Below are 19,073 nucleotides of genomic sequence, written 5' to 3' on the forward strand. Positions count from 1 at the left end.
ACAACTTTGGTACAACAAGGCACACATTTTCAACGCTTCAACGCGCCATCCAGACCTGTCCAACCGTTTAAATAATGATCTAACCAAATGTTTTTAAACAATTTTTAGATCAATCGATGTTTCATGGCGTGCGTTAACTTCCTGTAAACTCTGATATTGCGCCGCAGCGGGGGGAGTGTGCTAGCTTAGCGGTACAGCCTTGGCCGCTTTTACTTTACGTAAACGTCAGCCCTACTCGCTGTGCTTTCCTGCTTTCAGGTAATCAACACTAATAACGCCAACCGCCAAAGTACCAGGAAATTGATAATGAAAAAGACTACAAAATTTGCCTTGACCAGCCTTGCCGCTGGTGTCGCATTTGCCGCTCTCACCACGACTGCTCAAGCACAAGAGCAGTGGACCATGACCTCCACCTGGCCCGAAAACCTCGACCTGATCAAGCTCGATCAGCACTGGGCCGAGCTGGTCAACCAGCTGGCGGGAGACGAAGTACAGATCAACTTCCGCGCGGGCGGTACGCTGATGCCCGGCACGGAAGTGTTCGATGCCACCGAAACCGGCAGTATCGAAGCCGCCGGTGACTGGCCAGGCTATTGGGCAGGCTTGAACCCCGCGTTCTCGCCGCTGGCCACCACCACCAGTCTGTTCAACGCCGTTGACTACATCAACTGGATTCAGCAGTGGGGCGGCCGTGAACTGTACGAAGAGATTTACGGCCAGTACAACATGATGTACCTGCCCTATGCCGCGCTCAACAACGAGTCCGGCTTCATGGGCCGTACGCCCATCGAAAGCATTGCCGACCTGGAAGGCAAGCGTCTGCGTCTCTCTGGCCGTGACCAGGGCCGCGTGCTGGAAGCCCTGGGTGGCTCTCAGGTAACCCTGGCCGGTGGCGAAGTCTATCAGGCCATCGAACGTGGCGTGATCGATGCCGGTGAGTTCGCCACCCCCGGCGTGGATTACAACGCAGGCTTTGCCGAAGTGGCCGACTACTGGGCCACGCCTGGCTGGCACCAGTCCGCCAGCGTCTTCGGTGTCATGATCAACCTCGACGCCTGGAACGCGCTGTCGGAAGAGACCCAGCAGAAGCTGCGTATCGCCGCCGACGCCACCATGGCCTGGTCGCTGGCCTGGTCCGAGCGTGAGTCCACCGATGCCACCCAAAGGTTCATCGATGCAGGCATCACCATCAACCAGTTCTCTGACGAAGACCTGGCCCGTATTCAGGAGATCACCAACGAGGTCATCGTGCGCGGCGCCTGTGAAAACAGCGACCACGCCAAGGTCTACCACTCCATGGTGACCTACCTGGAAGACTACGCCAAATGGCGTGACGTCTCGGCTCCTTTCAACATGAGCCGCACCATGGATAACCTGCCCTCACTGGAAGAGATCGAAGCCTGCCTGTAAGGCGTTTCTGCACCGCCCCGGGCTGCCCGGGGCGGTTTTGTGTGCTGACCGCGGAGATCTTCCATGAATGCGATTGCCAAGGCGATCGATGCAATCAATGAGCTGTTTGGGCGATTGATCGCGCCATTGATTGCCATCATTACCCTCATCGTCCTGTACGACATTGCGTCACGCTTTTTCTTCGGCCGCCCCAGCGACTGGGCGTTCGATGTTACCAAGATGCTGTTTGGTGCCCACTTCATGCTGATGGCTGCCTACGGCTTGCGCCACCACGCCCATGTCGAGGTCGACGTGTTGAAACGTTTGCTGTCACGCAAGCGTCAGGCCCTGATCGAAGTCGTGGCCTACGTGATTTTCTTCGTTCCCTTCATCTGGATGCTGCTGACCTACGGCTGGCGCTTCTTCGAACGCTCCTATACCCGGGGTGAAACCACCTACGGCATGGTGTCGATTCCCGTCTACCCGATCAAAGGCGTTATCGTGGTGGCGGCTGCCCTCATCCTGCTGCAAGCCATTGCCATCGTACTGCGGGCCATCATGCAGTTGCGCGAGGAGAAATCAGCATGAACCTGAGTCCTGAACTGCTGGCGCTGGTGATGTTTGGCGGGCTGCTGATCGGCCTGTTCATGGGCCACCCTCTGGCCTTCGTGCTCGGCGGCGTTGCCGTCATCGGCGCTTTTCTCGGCCCTGGCGAGCGGGTGCTGGGCACCCTGATCAACAACATCTTCGGCAACGCCATGGACAACTATGTGCTGGTTGCCATACCGCTGTTCGTCCTGATGGCACGGTTTCTCAACGATTCCGGGGTCACCGAAAAGATGTTCGATGCCATGCGCCTGCTGCTGGCCAACCTGCGGGGCGGGCTGGCACTGACCGTGGTCATCGTCTCTGTCCTGCTGGCCGCCACCACCGGTATCGTGGGCGCCTCCATTGCCGTCATGGGCATGATTGCGCTGGTACCGATGCTCAAGTATGGCTACAACAAGGAGCTGAGCACCGGGGTCATCATGGCCAGCGGCTGTCTGGGCATCCTGATTCCGCCCAGCATCATGCTGATCCTGATGGCCAGCTACTCGCCGGTATCGGTAGGCGCCCTGTTTGCAGGGGCGATGATTCCCGGGCTGATGCTGGGGGTGATGTACGCGCTCTACGTACTGCTGATCTGCTACTTCAAGCCCTCCTATGGCCCTCCGGTACCCAAGGAAGAGCGCGCGGAAGTCAGCACTCGGCAACTGCTGATCATGCTGGGCAAGTACGTGGTGCCGCCCATGTCGCTGATCCTCGGGGTACTCGGCGCGCTTTTCACCGGCGTGGCCACCGCTACCGAGGCCTCGGCCATCGGCGTGTTCATTGCCTTTATCCTGTTTTTGATCTTTGGTGACCGCCGGGTCTCCACCTGCTTCAAGACGCTGCTGGAAGCAGGCAAGACCACTACCATGGTCATGCTGGTGCTGGTGGGCGCGACGGCCTTCACCGGGGTGTTCTCACGGGGTGGCGGCATGCAGGTGATTCAGGACCTGCTGCTGGCCATGCCGGGCGGCACCACCGGCGCGCTGATCATGATGCTGTTTCTGGTGTTCATTCTGGGCATGTTCCTGGACTGGACGGGCATCGTCCTGCTCAGCTTCCCGATCATGCTGCCCATCGTTCAGCAAATGGGCGTCGATCCGCTGTGGTTCGTGGTGATGGTGGCCGTGGTGCTGCAAACCTCCTTCCTCACGCCACCGTTTGGCTATGCGCTCTTCTATCTGAAAGGGGTTTCACCGCCTGGGGTGGAGATCGTCGACCTTTACAAAGCGGTCGTTCCCTTCGTGGCGCTGATCCTGCTGGCGTGCGTATTGATGTCGTTCTTCCCGTGGCTGGTCACCGGCCTGCCACGCATGCTGCTGGGCTAAGCTGACGCCCTCGCGTTGCCGCCTTGCCGGGCAAGGCGGCAAACTTCATGAAGATGACGCAACACCACGCCCCGTTGCCGGGGCGCTGGCCCTTACGATGGGCGTCACCGGCAATACTTTCCGCTCCCCCGCTACCTGCCCACTGGCGATTTGCGCCAGCAGCAGAGCCACCGCCTCGTCCACCATGGGCTCGACCGGCTGTTGAACCGTGGTGAGCCGATAGCTCGGCCAGGCCGCCATGGGGATATCGTCGAACCCCACCACCGCCACGTCCTCAGGCACCCGCAGCCCTAGCTCGCCGCTGAGCGTATCGATCACCGCAATGGCCATATGATCATTGGCAGCAAAGACTGCATCCGGGTAGGGCGCCGCCTCGAACAGCTTGCGGGTCGCCGCCTGGGCCGCCGCGAAGTCATAGTCGCCGCATGCCTCCCCCCAACAGCTGACACCCTGCGCCGCCAGTGCCGCCATGAAGCCATCACGCCGCTGGCTGCTGGTAGAAGAGTCGGCAAGCCCGGCCACCAGCGCGATGCGCCGATAACCGCCAGAGACCAGAAACTCCCCCACCCAATAGCCTCCACGGTAGTTATCGCTGGCGACCTGGCTGACTCCCTCGAAGGCCACCGTACGGTTGATCAACACCACCGGAATCCCCCGAGCGAGACACTCGCTGGCCAGCGAAGAGGAAAGCGTCGCTGCCAGCATCAGAATGCCGTCTGCCTGGCTCTGCAGAATGTCTGCCATGACGCCCGCCGTCTGCTGCTCGTTGCTGCTCATGAACAGCAGCAGGTGATAACCATGCTGCTGAAACCGCCGCGCGGCATACTCCAGCATCTGGGCGTAGAACGGGTTGTCCAGTTGGGTCATGACGACCGCAATGGTGCGCGACGAACGCGTAATCAAGGAGCGGGCGATGGCATTGGGGCGGTAGCCCAACTGCTGGGCCGCCGCCAATACCTTTTCCCGGGTCTGGGGGGCAATGCTGGCGTGGGGAGAGAAACAGCGACTGACCGCCGACTGCGACACCCCCGCCAGTTCTGCCACTTGCCGTGACGTCACGGGCCGTTTTTTCATGCTCATCCTCTGGTTGGTCGCAAGGCCCCGGCACCCGCCGCGCTAGGCGTGTTGACGCTGATGGGCCATCAGCGCCATCAGGCGGCGGTCACGCCAGGCCTGGCGTTCGGCCAGCTGTGCTTCCGACAATATCTCGCGACGCTCCTGCGCCAGGCGTAGTCCACGACACCGGCTGGTCGATCAATCCGGCGTCCTGCAGGTCGAACAGCGACGCCATCACGAGCCCCTTGGCCAGCGTCAGCTGCTGCTCGTCCACGTCATGAAGCCTTACCGTGACGCCCGCTCGGGCAAAGACGATTGCCCAACCACGCCCAATCAATCCCGCGCCAATGACGGCTACCTGTGTACTCATGACCACTCACCTCATGTGATTTTATTGTTCTTGCCCTGCTGAATCCATGGCGCAACCCGCCCTGGCAGGCGCATTTCAAATAGGGCCTGCAAGACCAGCATCCGGTTCAACATAGCATGCTCCAAAATTGTTTGCATTCGTATGCAACAGGCCCTAGCCTTATTCTGCTCCATCATGCTGACCCTACCCAACTGACTCTACCCAATAACAATCCTTTTCAGGAGAGCGTCATGATTCGCCACCTCAAAGCCGGTGCTTCCCTCGAAACCCGCGCCGAAGCGGACCGCCAGGTACGCGAAACCGTCGAGCGTACGCTGGCCGACATCCAGACCCGAGGCGACGCCGCCATTCGCGAGCTGTCGGAAAAGTTCGATGGCTGGTCACCGGACAACTTCCGCTTGAGCGAAGCCGAGATTGCTCAGGCCATGAGCGAAGTGTCCGAGCGTGATCTGGATGACATCCGCTTTGCCCAGGCCCAGATACGTCGCTTTGCCGAGGCGCAGCTGGCCTCCATGCAGCCGGTCGAGATCGAAACCCGCCCCGGCGTCATCCTTGGCCACAAACATCTGCCGATGAACGCGGTGGGCTGCTATATCCCCGGGGGTTCCTACCCCATGGTGGCGTCTGCCCACATGAGCGTCCTGACGGCCAAGGTCGCCGGGGTGAAACGCGTCATCGCGGCGGCGCCGCCCTACAAGGGCAAGCCCCACCCCGCCATCGTGGCAGCCATGCACCTGGCAGGCGCGGATGAGATTCTGGTACTCGGCGGCGTTCAGGCCGTGGGCGCCATGGCCATCGGCAGCGACTCCATCGCGCCAGTGGACATGCTGGTGGGTCCTGGCAATGCGTTCGTCGCCGAGGCCAAGCGCCAGCTATATGGCCGTGTCGGCATCGACCTGTTCGCGGGCCCCACCGAGACGCTGGTGATTGCCGACGAGAGCGTGGACGGCTTGCTGTGCGCCACCGACCTGCTGGGGCAGGCAGAGCATGGCCCGACCTCCCCCGCCGCCCTGCTGACCAATTCCGAAGCGCTGGCCCGGGACACCCTGGCGGCCATCGAGGAATTGCTGCAGAAACTGCCTACCGCCGATATCGCGCGCCAGGCCTGGGAGAGCCATGGAGAAATCATCGTCTGTGACAGCCACGAGGAAATGCTGCAAGTGGCCAACGAGATGGCTTACGAGCACGTTCAGGTCATGACCGAAGACCCGGATTTCTACCTGGAGAGCATGACCAACTACGGCGCGCTGTTCCTCGGCCCGCGCACCAACGTCGCCTATGGGGACAAGGTGATTGGCACCAACCACACGCTGCCCACCAAAAAGGCAGCACGCTACACGGGTGGCCTGTGGGTGGGCAAGTTCCTGAAGACTTGCACCTATCAGCGGGTATTGACCGATGAAGCCTCGGCTGAGATCGGCAGCTACTGCTCACGACTCTGCATTCTGGAAGGCTTTGCAGGCCACGCCGAACAGGCCAACGAGCGCGTGCGCCGCTATGGCAAACAGGAGGTGCCCTACGCCTCGGCGGTGGACGCATGACCCTGCCCCAGGCCCCCGGCTTCAGGCTGGACGGCATGCAGGCGCTGGTCACCGGCAGCGCGCTGATGGTGAACGGCGGCTGGACCGCCCACTGACGGAGCCCCACGGGTACACGCCTCGACCCTGCCCCACGGGCAGGGTTTTTTAATGGGCGGCCGATGAGCTGCACCCCATCGGCGCAGGTGATACTATTTGCAACCGCTATTTTTTCGCATTGACGAGCCACGCAGCCTCTCGTCCAAGGAGATCACGACGTGTCCACGCCCGCTCGCCGCTCATCATCGGCTCTGCTGTCAGGGGTCGCTTCACGCTTTGCGCTGTCGCTCACCCCCTGGTCTATTGCGCTGTTTCTCATCGCGCTGACCGTGGCACTGCCGATTCTGGTGGTTCTGGGCCATATCGTGCTGCCCACCGACGGCATCTGGCAGCACCTGGCCAGCACCGTCCTGCCCCGCTATCTCAGCAATACCTTCTGGCTGGTGCTGTGGGTAGGCCTCGGTACCTTGGTGATTGGCACGGGAACCGCCTGGCTGGTGGTCATGTGCCGCTTTCCCGGCAAGCGCATCTTCGAGTGGGCGCTGCTGCTGCCGCTGGCCGTTCCCACCTACGTGATCGCCTATGCCTACACGGATTTCCTGCAGGTGGCCGGGCCGCTGCAGAGCATGCTGCGGGAGTGGTTCGACTGGCGAGTGGGCGACTACTACTTTCCCAACATTCGTTCGTTGGGGGGCGCCATCACGCTGATCACCTTCGTGCTCTACCCCTATGTCTACCTGCTGGCCAGGGCTTCGTTTCTGGAGCAGTCGGTGTGCGTGCTGGACGTGGGACGCACGCTGGGGCGCGGGCCTTGGCACCTGTTTGGCACCGTGGCCCTGCCCCTGGCGCGGCCTGCGCTGGTGGGCGGCGTGTCGCTGGTGCTGATGGAAACCCTCAATGAGTTCGGGGCGGTGCAATTCTTTGGCGTGGATACCTTCACCACTGGTATCTACCGCACCTGGTTCGGACTGGGCGAGCCGGTGGCGGCCGCACAGCTGGCGGCCTGCCTGCTGACCTTCGTGATCGTGCTGGTACTGCTGGAGCGCTGGTCGCGGGGCAAGCGGCGCTACTTCCATACCTCCAGTCGTTACCAGCAGTTGCCCGAGTACCGTCTGCGCGGCTGGCAGGCCACCGGCGCGTTTCTGGCCTGCCTGCTGCCCATCACCATCGGCTTCCTGCTGCCCAGCGGCCTGCTCTTGAACATGGCGATTCGGATTGGCGACAGCCTGTTCGGCACGCGCTTCATCGGCTTTGCCCTGAACAGCCTCTCGCTGTCGGCCATTGCAGCCCTGATTGCGGTGGGGCTGGCGGTGCTTCTGAGCTATGGCGTACGCCTCAACAACTCACCCAGTGCACGCCTGTTCACCCGCATTGCGGCCATGGGCTATGCCATTCCGGGCTCCGTGGTGGCGGTCGGCATTCTGATTCCCTTTGCCTGGCTGGACCACACCCTCAACTCCTGGCTGCACGCCAACTACGGCAAGATTATCGGGCTGGTCTTCAGCGGCACGGCCTTCATTCTGATCTACGCCTACGTGGTGCGCTTTCTGGCGGTGTCGTTCAATGCCGTGGAAGCCAGCCTGGGCAAGGTCACCCCCAGCATGGATGCCGCCTCGCGCACCCTGGGCCAAACCGCAGGGGGCACGCTGCGACGCATTCATACGCCCCTGATGCGCAGCAGCCTGTTGGCGGCGGGGATTCTGGTCTTCGTCGATGCCATGAAGGAGCTGCCGGCCACCATCATCCTGCGGCCGTTCAACTTCGATACGCTGGCGGTTCGCGCCCATAACCTGGCGTCGGACGAGCGGCTGGCGGAGGCCTCCACGGCCTCGCTGACCATCGTGGTGGTGGGGATTCTACCAGTGATTCTCCTCAGCCTGGCCATGCGCCGAGCGCGCCCCGGCAGCCAGGCCGAGTAAGTTCAAACACACGTCTTCCCGCGCCTCAGCGTGGGAAGATGAAGACCTGGGAGTGGTCCAGATCGATGTCGATGGGCTGGCCCTCCTGGGGCAGGAACACCCCAGGTACCCGGGCATGCAGGTGCGCTTCCTGGCCATCGTTGCCATGGGCACACAGGTGGATCAGGCTGGTGCGGCCCAGCAGCTTGGCCATGACCACGTGGCTATGGCTGTGCGCTTCGGCTGGCAGGTCTCGCTCCTGAATGCGCAGCGCCTCGGGGCGAATCATCACCTGCACGTCACTGCCTTCCGGCAGCCAGCTGGCATCCACCGCGCCCACGGGGGTCTGCACTCGCCCGCCTTGCACCACTCCCGCCAGCTCGTTGACCTCACCAAAGAAGGTCACCACGAAGGGGTCGATGGGCGCACAGTAAAGCTCGCGAGGCGTGCCGGTCTGGACGATCTGGCCATCGCGCATCAGTGCGATGCGGTCCGCCATGAACATCGCCTCTTCCGGGTCGTGGGTCACCAGCAGCGTGGCCGAACCCAGCTTCTTCAACACGTGCAGCGTGTCGTCTCGGATACGATCCCGCAGCCGGGCATCCAGGCTGGAAAAGGGCTCGTCCAGCAGCATCAGCCGCGGCGTAGGCGCCAGCGCGCGGGCCAGCGCGACACGCTGCTGCTGGCCTCCCGACAGCATGTGCGGGTAAGTCTCGGCATAGGCGGCCATGCCCAGCTGGTCCAACAGCTCCAAAGCACGCGCGCGGCGCTGGCTGGAGGGCAGCTGTTTCAGACCAAAGGTGACGTTTTCCAGCACGCTCAGATGGGGAAACAGCGCCGAATCCTGGAACGCCAGGCCCACGTTGCGCTTTTCGGGCGGCACATGGCGCTTGCCAGGGGCCGCGATGGCCTGCCCGTCCAGGCTGACCTCGCCTTCCTGCACCACCTCCAGGCCTGCCGCGATACGCAGCAGGGTGGTCTTGCCGCAGCCGGAAGGGCCCAGCAGGCACACCACTTCGCCCTGGCCGATCTCCAGGTCGATGCCCTTGACCACCTTGTTGGCTGCAAACGTGTGCTCGACACCCCGCAGCGACAGCGCCGCCGCCGGTGCTGCCACCTCTGAAAATGACACCGTTGCCGTCATTCGTTCACCCATGGTTAGTGCGCAGCGCAGATGCCTGACTGCGAACACGGTTGAAAGTTATTTGCATTCTATTTTCTATTGGCGGCAGATGCACGTACATGCACAAAAAGTGTTGCGTGTCATTAGCATTTCGCTTGACGTCCATGGAACAAGACGTTTCAATAGGCGCAGTTTGCCAATGCAACTTATTATCATAAACATTTAGGGTGTATGTTATGAAAAAGGCACGTCTTGCAGTCTCTGTTGCCGCCGTCATGGCTGGCTCGGCATTTGCCAGCAGCACACTGGCCAACGAGGTCAACATCTACTCCGCTCGCCACTACGACTCAGACGAGATTCTGTACAACGCGTTCACCGAAGAAACGGGTATCAAGGTGAATGTGCTGGAAGGCGACGCCAATCAGTTGATGGAGCGTATGCAGCGTGAAGGCGTGGCCAGCCCTGCCGACGTCATGCTGACCGTGGATGCCGGCAACCTGTGGCGTGCCGAGCAGGATGGCCTGTTCCAGGCCGTGGATTCCGACGTGCTGAACGAGCGCCTGCCGGAGTCCATGCGTCATCCCGAAGGCATGTGGTTTGGCTTCAGCCAGCGCGCACGGGTGATTTTCTACAACCGTGAGAACTTCGACCCGAGCCAGATCGCTACTTATGAAGACCTGGCCGACCCGCAGTTCGAAGGCAAGATCTGTATCCGCTCTTCCAACAACATCTACAACCAGTCTCTGCTGGCCTCGATGATCGAGCACCACGGTGCGGAAGAAGCGCAAGAGTGGGCACAGGGCGTGGTCAACAACCTGGCGCGCAACCCGGAAGGCGGTGATACCGACCAGATTCTGGGCGTGGCCAGCGGCGAATGCGAGCTGGGCGTGGCCAACCACTACTACTATGTTCGTCTGCTGCACTCCAGCGAAGCTTCCGACCGCGAAGCCGCCCGTAAAGTGGGCGTGATCTTCCCGAACCAGGATGATCGCGGCACGCACATCAACGTGGGTGGTGCAGGTCTGGTCGCCAACGCGCAGAACGCCGAGAACGGCATCCGCTTCCTCGAGTTCCTGGCTTCCGACCAGGCCCAGGAAGTGCTGGCCGAGCGTAACTACGAGTTCCCGGTGGTCGATGGCGTGAAGAAGAACCCGGTTCTGGAGTCCTGGGGCGACTTCCAGCGCGACGAAGTGAACATCAGCGAGCTGGGTAACAACAACCCGGAAGCCGTGCGCATTTTTGACCGCGTCAACTGGCGCTAAGCGCTGACCCAAGCAGTATGCAAAACCCCACCGCAAGGTGGGGTTTTTTGTGGATGGCCAGTCAGCCAGGGTTTGAACGGCGCCTGGTACGCTTCTTACTTTAGTGTGCTTCGTCCCAGTTGGCGCCGCTCTGGGCTTCCACGATCAGCGGTACGCTCAGTGTGGCCGCCGACTGCATCCGTGCACTAACCTCCTCGATGAACGCGTCTACCTGAGCTTCAGCCACCTCGAACACCAGTTCGTCGTGCACCTGCATGACCATCAGGGCATCGAACGCGCCTTCCGCCAGCCACGCATCCACGTCGATCATCGCCTGCTTGATGATGTCTGCCGCCGTGCCCTGCATGGGCGCGTTGATTGCGGTGCGCTCGGCCCCCTGGCGGCGGTTGCGGTTCTGCGAGTGGATCTCGGGCAGGTAGAGCCGCCGCCCCATGACGGTCTCGACGAAGCCGTTGTCGGCGGCCTGACTGCGAATGCGGTCCATGTAGCGGGCAACGCCAGGGTAACGGTCAAAGTAGCGGTCGATGTAGGTCTGTGCCTGCTGGCGTTCGAGATGCAGCTGACGCGACAGCCCCCAGGCGCTCATGCCATAGATCAGACCGAAGTTGATCGCCTTGGCACTGCGGCGCTGGTCGGCGGTGACCTTGTCCAGCGCGGTGCCAAACACTTCGGCGGCGGTGGCGGTATGAATGTCGCGGCCCTGTTCGAAGGCTTCCAGCAGCCCCTTGTCTTCCGAAAGGTGGGCCATGATGCGCAGCTCGATCTGCGAGTAGTCCGCGGCCACGATGCGATACCCGGGGCGGGCCACGAAGGCCTGGCGAATCTTGCGTCCCTCTTCGGTACGAATCGGGATGTTCTGCAGGTTCGGGTCCGACGAGGAGAGCCGCCCGGTGGCGGTCACCGCCTGGTGATAGCTGGTGTGCACGCGGCCAGTTTTCTTGTTCAACAGGCGCGGCAGCTTGTCGGTATAGGTGGACTTCAGCTTGGCCAGGCCACGGTGCTGCATGATCACCTTGGGCAAGGGGTAGTCCAGCGCCAGCTCTTCCAGCACAGCTTCGGCGGTGGAAGGCGCGCCCTTGGGCGTTTTCTTGATGACCGGAATCTTCTGCTCTTCGAACAGAATCTGGCCCAGCTGCTTGGGGGACCCCAGATTGAACTCGCGGCCCGCCAGCTCGAAGGCTTCACTTTCAAGCTCGCGAATACGCTGCTCCAGCTGCTGGCTCTGCTGGTGCAGGCGCTCGGCATCCAGCGCCACCCCGTTACGCTCGATCCGCGACAGCACCTTGATCAGCGGCAGCTCCAGATGATCGAGCACCTCGGCCAGGCGGCCTTCCTGCTCGACCTGCGGGCGCAGCGTCTGCTGCAGGCGCAGGGTAATGTCCACGTCTTCGCAGGCGTAGGGCGCGGCCTGTTCCAGAGCTATCTGGTTGAAGGTGAGCTGCTTGGCGCCTTTCCCGGCAATCTCCTCGAAGGAGATGGTCTTTTCCCCCAGGTACTTGAGGGCCAGCGAGTCCATGTCGTGGCGGGTCGCGGTGGAGTTGAGCACGTAGGACGCCAGCATGGTATCGGCAAACGGCCCCGTGACGTGAATATCCACGTTGGCCAATACGGAAATATCGTACTTGAGGTTCTGGCCGATCTTGGTTTTGCCGGGATCTTCCAGCAGCGGCTTGAGCGCCTCGAGAACGCTGCGGCGGTCGAGCTGGGCAGGCGCATCCAGATAGTCGTGGGCCAGCGGGATATAGGCTGCTTCACCGGGTTCCAGCGCCAGGCCGACCCCGACGATCTCGGCGTCCATGTAGTTGAGGCTGGTGGTTTCCAGGTCGAAGCAGAAGCGCTCGGCGCTGCGCAGCCGCTCAAGCCACGCGTCCAGCTCGGCCTGCTCGGTGATCACGTGGTCGTGGCGTGGGCCAGGGGCCGTGCCCGACGCCACCTGCTCGGCCTGCGGGGCTGGCTGGCCGCCGCTGACGTCGTCCACGCCCTCGTCCTTGCCCTCCAGCAGCTCCGCCAGCCACTGCTTGAACTCCATCTCCTTGTAGAGCGCCACCAGCGCTTCCCGATCCGGGTGGGCGATCTCCAGGTCGTCCAGCCCTACGGGCAGGTCGCAGTCGACCTTGATGGTGGCCAGCCGATAGGAGAGAAACGCCTGTTCGCGGTGCTCTTCCAGTTTCTTGGGGAGTGTCTTGGCTCCTCGAAAGCCCAGCGTGGTGACTCGTTCCAGGTCGCCATAGATGGTCTCCAGCCCGCCACCCATGCCTTGCAGCAGGCCAATGGCGGTTTTTTCTCCTACGCCGGGCACGCCAGGAATGTTGTCCACCTTGTCGCCCATCAGCGCAAGGAAGTCGATGATCAGCGCAGGCGGCAGCCCAAACTTCTCCTCGACACCGGCCTCATCCAAGGTCTCTTCCTTCATGGTATTGACCAGCGTGATATGGCGGTTCACCAGCTGGGCCATGTCCTTGTCGCCGGTGGAGATCACCGCGTCGCGCCCGGCCTGGGTGGCGTGATGCGCCAGCGTGCCGATGACATCGTCGGCTTCGACGCCTTCGATGCACAGCAGTGGTAGCCCCAGCGCTTTCACGCAGGCGTGTAGCGGTTCGATCTGGCTACGCAGGTCATCGGGCATCGGCGGGCGGTGGGACTTGTAATCGCTGTACATGTCGTCGCGAAACGTCTTGCCTGGCGCATCGAAGACCACCGCCATGGGGCTATCGGGGTAGTCCTTGATCAGCCGCTTGAGCATGTTCAGCACGCCTTTCACGGCGCCCGTGGGCTGGCCGTTGGAGTTCGTCAGCGGCGGCAGCGCGTGGAACGCACGGTAAAGGTACGAAGAGCCATCAACTAGCACGATAGGGGCACGGGCCATAACCAGATTCCATAGTCAGCAGAACAGTAAGAGCGTCTATTCTTCAATGATACGCGTTCGGCGGCGCGACTGCAGAAAAGCACTGCGAAAGCGACCCTTCACCGTTCACAGCGCTGCCAACTGACGCGCCAAGCCGCTACAATGACCGGCTTAGCAACCTGGGCGAGATTCTCATGGCTGTATTTACTCCGCTGAGCGACGCACAGGTCGCCGCGTTTCTGGAAAAATTCGATGTTGGCAGCCTGGTGTCCCTTCAGGGCGTGGCAGGCGGCACGGAAAACTCGACGTTTTTCGTGACCACCGAGCGCCGCGAGATGGTGCTCACGCTGTTCGAACAAGGCGAGCACGAAGAGCTGCCGTTCTTTGTCGAGCTGCTGGACTACCTGGATGAACACGGCCTGCCCGTACCGGGCACCATTCATGACCGCGAAGGGGTGGCGCTGCACAGCCTGGCGGGCAAACCGGCCCTGCTGTTCCCGCGCTTGCCCGGCAAGCACCCCACCGCCCCCAACCTGGTCCAGTGCCAGGCGCTGGGCAGCGCGCTGGGGCGTATGCACAAGGTCTCGCAGCATTTTCCGGGGCATCGTCCCAACCCCCGCGATCTGCACTGGCTGCGCGCCGTGCATCACAAGGTGCTGACCTACATCAGCCCCGACGACCAGACCCTGATGAAAAACGAGGTCGATGATTTCGAGACCGCGTTCAGCCAGTATGGCGCGCTGCCCCAAGGGGCGCTGCACGGTGACCTGTTCCGTGACAACACCCTGTATGAAGGCGACCGCCTGGGCGGCATCATCGACTTCTACAATGGCTGCACCGGCGACCTGCTGTTCGACCTGGCCATCGTCATCAACGACTGGGCCTCCAACGAGGACGGCAGCCTGAACGCCGAGCGCTATCAGGCGATTTTGAGCGCCTACCAGGCACGCCGCCCACTGACCGACACCGAGCGGGCCCTGTGGCCCACCATGCTGCGCTTGACGGCGTTGCGCTACTGGCTGTCGCGCCTGCTGGTGGTGTATGTGGATCCGCCTGCCCATGACCTTACCCCCCACGACCCCGAGCGTTTCCGCGTGATCCTCAAGGCACGCATCGCGCTGGGGGCACTCCCTATCCCGGAGGCTTCCTGATGAGTGACATGGCCGCAACCAGCAGCCCCGCCGTACGCGCCCGTCGTACCTGGAACATGGACCAGTGGGGCAGCGGTTACTTCGATGTCGATGACCACGGCCAGGCGCTGGTGCGCCCCCTGGGCAGCGATGCCGAAGGCCCTGCCCTGCCGATCAGCGCGCTGGTTCGCCAGCTGCAGCAGGCCGGCCTGCGCTTACCGGTGCTGGTACGCTTCAGCGACATTCTTCACGACCGCGTCGAGCAGCTGTGTGGCGCCTTCGACGCCGCCATGCAGGATGTGGCCTATGAAGGCGGCTACACGGCAGTGTACCCGATCAAGGTCAACCAGCAGCGCCGCGTGGTCGAAGAGATTCTGGCCACCTCGGAGCGTGGCAACGGTCGCGTGGGGCTGGAAGCGGGCAGCAAGCCCGAGCTGCTGGCCGTCCTGGCGCTCTCCGACGGCGGTTCGTCGCTGATCGTCTGCAACGGCTATAAAGACCGTGAATACGTGCGTCTGGCGCTGTTGGGCGAGAAGCTGGGCCACCGCGTCTATCTGGTGGTGGAAAAACTCTCCGAGCTGGATCTGATTCTGGAAGAAGCTCGGGAGCTGGACGTGACGCCGCGCATCGGCCTGCGCGCGCGCCTGGCCTCGGTAGGCAAAGGCAAGTGGCAGAACACCGGTGGCGAAAAGTCCAAGTTTGGCCTCACCGCCAGCCAGATCCTGGAAGTCGTGGACACCCTGCGCGCCCAGGACGCCCTGGCCAGCCTGCAGCTGGTGCACTTCCACCTGGGCTCCCAGATCGCCAACATCCGCGACATTCAGCGCGGCCTGCGCGAATGTGCGCGCTTCTACCAGAACCTGATGGCGCTGGGCGCCCCCATCGACACCGTGGACGTGGGTGGCGGCCTGGGGATCGACTACGAAGGCACCCGCTCGCGCAGCTACTGCTCGGCCAACTACTCCATGCAGGAGTACGCGCGCAACGTGGTCAGCGCCTTCGCTCAGCTGTGCCAGGAAGCCGACTTGCCACAGCCGCACCTGATCAGTGAATCCGGCCGCTCGTTGACCGCTCACCATGCGGTGCTGATCACCAACGTGATCGGTGAAGAGCGTATCGACCACACGCCGCCGGTGCGCAGCGTTACCGACGACCCCCAGGTGGATGAGCTGTGGCGCGTGCTGGACCAGTTGGCCGAACACCAGGAGCCCAGGGTGCTGGTCGAAGCCTGGCACGACCTGCTGCAAGCCGTCAGCGAGCTTCAGGATCGTTTCGTACTGGGCTTGAGCAGCATCAGCGCCCGCGCCGAAGGCGAACGCCTCTACATGGCTGCCTGCGCGCGCCTGCGGGGCAAGCTCGATACCCGCAACCGTGCCCACCGGGAAATCATGGACGAGCTGGCCGAGAAACTGGCCGACAAGCTGTTCGTCAATTTCTCGCTGTTCCAGTCGGTGCCGGATGTCTGGGGGATCGAGCAGATTTTCCCGGTGCTGCCACTCAGCGGGCTGGACAAGGCGCCCACTCGCCGCGCGGTGATTCAGGACATCACCTGTGACTCCGACGGCCGCATTGACAGCTACGTGGACGGCCAGGGCGTCGAGAGCACGCTACCGCTGCCGGAATGGGCCAACGATGACGAGCGCTGGCTGGGCTTTTTCCTGGTGGGTGCCTACCAGGAGATTCTCGGCGACCTGCACAACCTGTTCGGCGATACCGACTCGGTGGATGCCGCGCTGGGCGCCGACGGCGAGTGGGTACTCTCCAACCCGCAGGCAGGCGACACCGTGGCGGACGTGCTGGCTTACGTCAATTTCGATGCCCGCGTCCTGAAGCAGAAGCTGACCGAACAGCTGGTGACCAGCGGCTTCTCGGCCGAAGAGCAGGCGCACTTTGCCGCCAGCCTGACCGAAGGGCTGGAAGGCTACACTTACCTGGAGTAACGCTCTGGGGTAAGGGGGCAGGAGCCCCCTTCTCGCCTGACATTCCAGCATAAAAAAAGCCCCCGCTGCCCAGAGCAGCGGGGGCTTTTGACGCTCAGCCGATGGGGTCGTTTATTCGACCACGCTGGTGTTGATCTCCAGCCCGCCGGTGAGCGTGAAGCGCAGTGATGCGCCGCGAGTCAGCTCACCCACCCCAGCAGGCGTGCCGGTCAGGATGACATCGCCGGGCTCCAGGGTGAAATGACGGCTCATTTCCGCGACCAGCGTCGGGATCGCAAAGATCATGTCCGAGCCTTCGCCGTGCTGGCGCTCCTCGCCGTCGATTTCCAGCGTGAAGCTCAGCGCGTTCCAGTTGGGCACGCGGCTCAACGGCAGGAACGGTGACAGCGGGCAAGCCCCATCAAAGGCCTTGGCGATTTCCCAAGGATGGCCTTTCTCTTTCAACGTGGTTTGCACATCGCGCAGCGTCAAATCCATCGCCAGGCCGATCCCGGCAATGGCACGCTCCGCTTCATCCTGAGTGGCGTGGGTCAGGGTTTCCCCTACCAGCAGCGCCAGCTCGACTTCATAATGCACTTCACCGCGTGAAAACGGCGGGTCCAGCGGCTTGGTCAAATCCACCACGCTGGTGGCCGGCTTGATGAACAGCAGCGGTTCACTGGGAACCGGGTTGTCCAGTTCCTTCGCGTGGTCGGCGTAGTTGCGGCCTACACACACGACTTTGCCCAGCGCGTGGGGAAACTCCTGGCCATCGGTAAACTGTGGAACAAAACGCATGGCGGGTATTCTCCTTCTCATTATGCGTGCCGCATTCGCAACGACAGGCGCACTAGTCTACCTCACCCTTGCGCTTGTTCCACAACCTTCCCGCTGCTTTTCTTGCACCCTGGCTTATGTTCCCAAAGCACGTAAACGTTTAAACGCCCGGCTGCCAAGGCTGGTCAGGCCCATGGGCCAGAAACGCTGGGCGCTGTTTGGGGGCGGCAAACGGCGCACCGCAGCGGTTGTCCGGCCGATTGAACACGAAAAAGACATTGCTGCGCGGGTCCGGTGACAGGTTCGCATTGGAAGCGTGCAGGGTGTTGCAATCGAACAGCAGCAAGCCCCCTGCTCGCCCCTTCGGCGCTTCGATGCCGTACTGGTCGACCATGTAACGCAGTGCCTCCGGGCTTGGCACCCCGACCTCCTGGGCTTTCAACGAGCTTTTGTGGTTATCCTCGGGTGTTTCACCAAGGCAGGGCACGAACTCTTTGTGCGACCCTGGAATCAGCATCAGCGGGCCGTTGAACTCGTGGTTATCGGTGAGAATCAGCGACGCACTGACCGCATGCATGTTGGGCATACCGTCTTCGGCGTGCCAGGTCTCGAAATCCGAGTGCCAGTTGAACCCCTTGCCTGCAAAGCCAGGCTTGTAGTTGATACGCGACTGATGCACGTAAGGGTCGTCACCGATGATCTGACGTGCCGCCCCTGCCAGCCGCTCGTCGCTGGCCAGCGCCCCCAGACGGGAAGAGAGATGGTGCACGGCGAACAGCGAACGAATCTCCTGGCTTTCCGGCTCGGTGATGCTGAACTCCCGCTCGCGGTAAGCATCGTTGCTCATCAACGACTCGATTTCATCGCGAAGCGCATCCAGCTCGTCGCCATGGATCAGGTCTGGAATAAACAGATAGCCCTTGCGCTCGAACTCATCCAGCTGCGCCTGGGTAAGCGGCCCCGGGAGCGCACGCCCTTTGACCACGTCGTCACGGCGTGCCTGGGTCAATGATGCCGGCGCAGTGGCCAGCCGAGTAGGATAGAGGTCCACTCGCGTATTGCTGGCAGAAGGGGTATCTGCCATGTCGCTGTACTGCTTGTGGGCCGTCAGGTTTTTGAGAGGTGTATTGCCGACTGTCATCTAATCCACTCCTTGTATGATTAAATTTCAGTTAAAACGTGTCTCATTCAGAAACACAGTGCAGGGAGAAGCCTAGCCCACGCATGACGGCTTGCAACCCTTGGGAACCCCGCTCATAACGTGCGTTATGACATTTTTTTCATGCTCATGGACACCCCGTTGAGGCCCACCGCAGCAACCACCCTGCGCACAGCGGACTACGGGCGAATTTCAATGTTTGATAAACATCGTAACGAAAAAGCCGCCCCGAAGGGCGGCTTGATCATGTTCTCTAACGCTTTGCTTTTAAACCACTTTTAGTGGTGCCGACACCAGGAGTCGAACCCGGGACCTACTGATTACAAGTCAGTTGCTCTACCAACTGAGCTATGTCGGCGCGTCGCGTTTTCTTGAAAATTTGATTGATTTGCCGTTAAGCTAGCCAATCAACAAGAAATCTTGTTGGCAATGGCTGGGGTACCAGGATTCGAACCTGGGAATGCCGATACCAAAAACCGGTGCCTTACCACTTGGCGATACCCCAACGTTGTGGTGGCCAGAGACGGAATCGAACCGCCGACACGGGGATTTTCAATCCCCTGCTCTACCAACTGAGCTATCTGGCCCTTGCCAACGGTGCGTATTAAACCAAAAGCTTCGGTTTTCGTCAACACCTTTGTGAAACTTTCTT

General features: G+C 61.8%; 14 protein-coding genes and 3 tRNA genes. 8 read left to right on the forward strand and 9 right to left on the reverse strand.

What is annotated here, in order from left to right:
• Positions 1 to 306: 306 nt before the first annotated feature.
• From dctP to RVM27_RS05960, 3 genes are all read left to right on the forward strand, one after another.
• Entirely contained in the window at positions 307 to 1,410 is a 1,104-nt protein-coding gene (gene dctP, locus RVM27_RS05950) for a type 2 periplasmic-binding domain-containing protein (protein WP_498940108.1), read from the forward strand.
• 63 nt (positions 1,411 to 1,473) lie between these two features.
• Positions 1,474 to 1,977, forward strand: coding sequence for a TRAP transporter small permease subunit (locus tag RVM27_RS05955; RefSeq protein WP_039182820.1), 504 nt, complete (start codon positions 1,474 to 1,476; stop codon positions 1,975 to 1,977).
• Positions 1,974 to 3,305: a TRAP transporter large permease gene (locus RVM27_RS05960; RefSeq protein ID WP_144979458.1), complete on the forward strand. Its 1,332-nt coding sequence runs from the start codon at positions 1,974 to 1,976 to the stop codon at positions 3,303 to 3,305. Before RVM27_RS05955 ends, RVM27_RS05960 begins: the two co-directional genes overlap by 4 nt.
• A gap of 45 nt (positions 3,306 to 3,350) precedes the next feature.
• Here the strand turns inward: RVM27_RS05960 and RVM27_RS05965 are convergent, their stop codons facing one another.
• Positions 3,351 to 4,379 (reverse strand): LacI family DNA-binding transcriptional regulator, encoded by a 1,029-nt coding sequence (locus RVM27_RS05965; protein WP_039182815.1) that lies wholly within the window; start codon positions 4,377 to 4,379, stop codon positions 3,351 to 3,353.
• An 88-nt stretch (positions 4,380 to 4,467) separates the two neighbouring features.
• Positions 4,468 to 4,731, reverse strand: a complete 264-nt coding sequence (locus tag RVM27_RS05970; protein ID WP_498940105.1) for a class I SAM-dependent methyltransferase — start codon at positions 4,729 to 4,731, stop codon at positions 4,468 to 4,470.
• A 230-nt stretch (positions 4,732 to 4,961) separates the two neighbouring features.
• Here RVM27_RS05970 and hisD point away from each other — a divergent pair, with 230 nt between their 5' ends.
• Both hisD and RVM27_RS05980 read left to right on the forward strand, forming a co-directional pair.
• Positions 4,962 to 6,272 carry a histidinol dehydrogenase family protein gene (hisD, locus tag RVM27_RS05975; protein WP_498957575.1) on the forward strand — a complete coding sequence of 437 codons (1,311 nt, stop codon included), beginning with the start codon at positions 4,962 to 4,964 and terminating at the stop codon, positions 6,270 to 6,272.
• Positions 6,273 to 6,526: 254 nt separating this feature from the next.
• A complete protein-coding gene (locus tag RVM27_RS05980) occupies positions 6,527 to 8,227 on the forward strand; it encodes an ABC transporter permease (protein ID WP_498275208.1) in 1,701 nt (566 codons plus the stop codon).
• A 25-nt stretch (positions 8,228 to 8,252) separates the two neighbouring features.
• Here the strand turns inward: RVM27_RS05980 and RVM27_RS05985 are convergent, their stop codons facing one another.
• Positions 8,253 to 9,350, reverse strand: coding sequence for an ABC transporter ATP-binding protein (locus RVM27_RS05985; RefSeq protein ID WP_498275207.1), 1,098 nt, complete (start codon positions 9,348 to 9,350; stop codon positions 8,253 to 8,255).
• Between the two features lie 215 nt (positions 9,351 to 9,565).
• Here RVM27_RS05985 and RVM27_RS05990 point away from each other — a divergent pair, with 215 nt between their 5' ends.
• On the forward strand, positions 9,566 to 10,591 hold the full coding sequence (locus RVM27_RS05990) for a Fe(3+) ABC transporter substrate-binding protein (RefSeq protein ID WP_039182799.1): 1,026 nt from the start codon (positions 9,566 to 9,568) through the stop codon (positions 10,589 to 10,591).
• 100 nt (positions 10,592 to 10,691) lie between these two features.
• On the opposite strand, the gene polA is transcribed toward RVM27_RS05990, so the two are convergent.
• Complete coding sequence (gene polA, locus RVM27_RS05995; RefSeq protein WP_498275206.1) at positions 10,692 to 13,457, reverse strand: DNA polymerase I; 2,766 nt, start codon at positions 13,455 to 13,457, stop codon at positions 10,692 to 10,694.
• Between the two features lie 173 nt (positions 13,458 to 13,630).
• Between polA and RVM27_RS06000 the strand changes: the two genes are divergently transcribed.
• The gene (locus RVM27_RS06000) at positions 13,631 to 14,587 is read left to right on the forward strand and encodes a homoserine kinase (protein ID WP_096921507.1); all 957 of its coding nucleotides are present in this window, start codon (positions 13,631 to 13,633) and stop codon (positions 14,585 to 14,587) included.
• A gap of 8 nt (positions 14,588 to 14,595) precedes the next feature.
• Positions 14,596 to 16,506: a biosynthetic arginine decarboxylase gene (speA, locus tag RVM27_RS06005; RefSeq protein WP_371317415.1), complete on the forward strand. Its 1,911-nt coding sequence runs from the start codon at positions 14,596 to 14,598 to the stop codon at positions 16,504 to 16,506.
• Positions 16,507 to 16,617: 111 nt separating this feature from the next.
• Here the strand turns inward: speA and RVM27_RS06010 are convergent, their stop codons facing one another.
• The 5 genes from RVM27_RS06010 to RVM27_RS06030 all read right to left on the reverse strand — a co-directional run bounded on the left by RVM27_RS06010 (position 16,618) and on the right by RVM27_RS06030 (position 19,008).
• The gene (locus tag RVM27_RS06010) at positions 16,618 to 17,283 is read right to left on the reverse strand and encodes a fumarylacetoacetate hydrolase family protein (RefSeq protein ID WP_039182787.1); all 666 of its coding nucleotides are present in this window, start codon (positions 17,281 to 17,283) and stop codon (positions 16,618 to 16,620) included.
• Between the two features lie 139 nt (positions 17,284 to 17,422).
• Entirely contained in the window at positions 17,423 to 18,403 is a 981-nt protein-coding gene (gene thpD / locus RVM27_RS06015) for an ectoine hydroxylase (protein ID WP_287808363.1), read from the reverse strand.
• Between the two features lie 300 nt (positions 18,404 to 18,703).
• A tRNA-Thr gene (locus RVM27_RS06020) sits at positions 18,704 to 18,779 on the reverse strand.
• A gap of 72 nt (positions 18,780 to 18,851) precedes the next feature.
• Positions 18,852 to 18,926, reverse strand: a tRNA-Gln gene (locus RVM27_RS06025).
• A gap of 6 nt (positions 18,927 to 18,932) precedes the next feature.
• Positions 18,933 to 19,008 (reverse strand) — tRNA-Phe (locus RVM27_RS06030).
• Between the last annotated feature and the right edge of the window lie 65 nt (positions 19,009 to 19,073).

It is taken from the genome of Halomonas sp. KM007 (assembly GCF_050709225.1).
Taxonomy (GTDB): Bacteria; Pseudomonadota; Gammaproteobacteria; order Pseudomonadales; family Halomonadaceae; genus Vreelandella; species Vreelandella hamiltonii.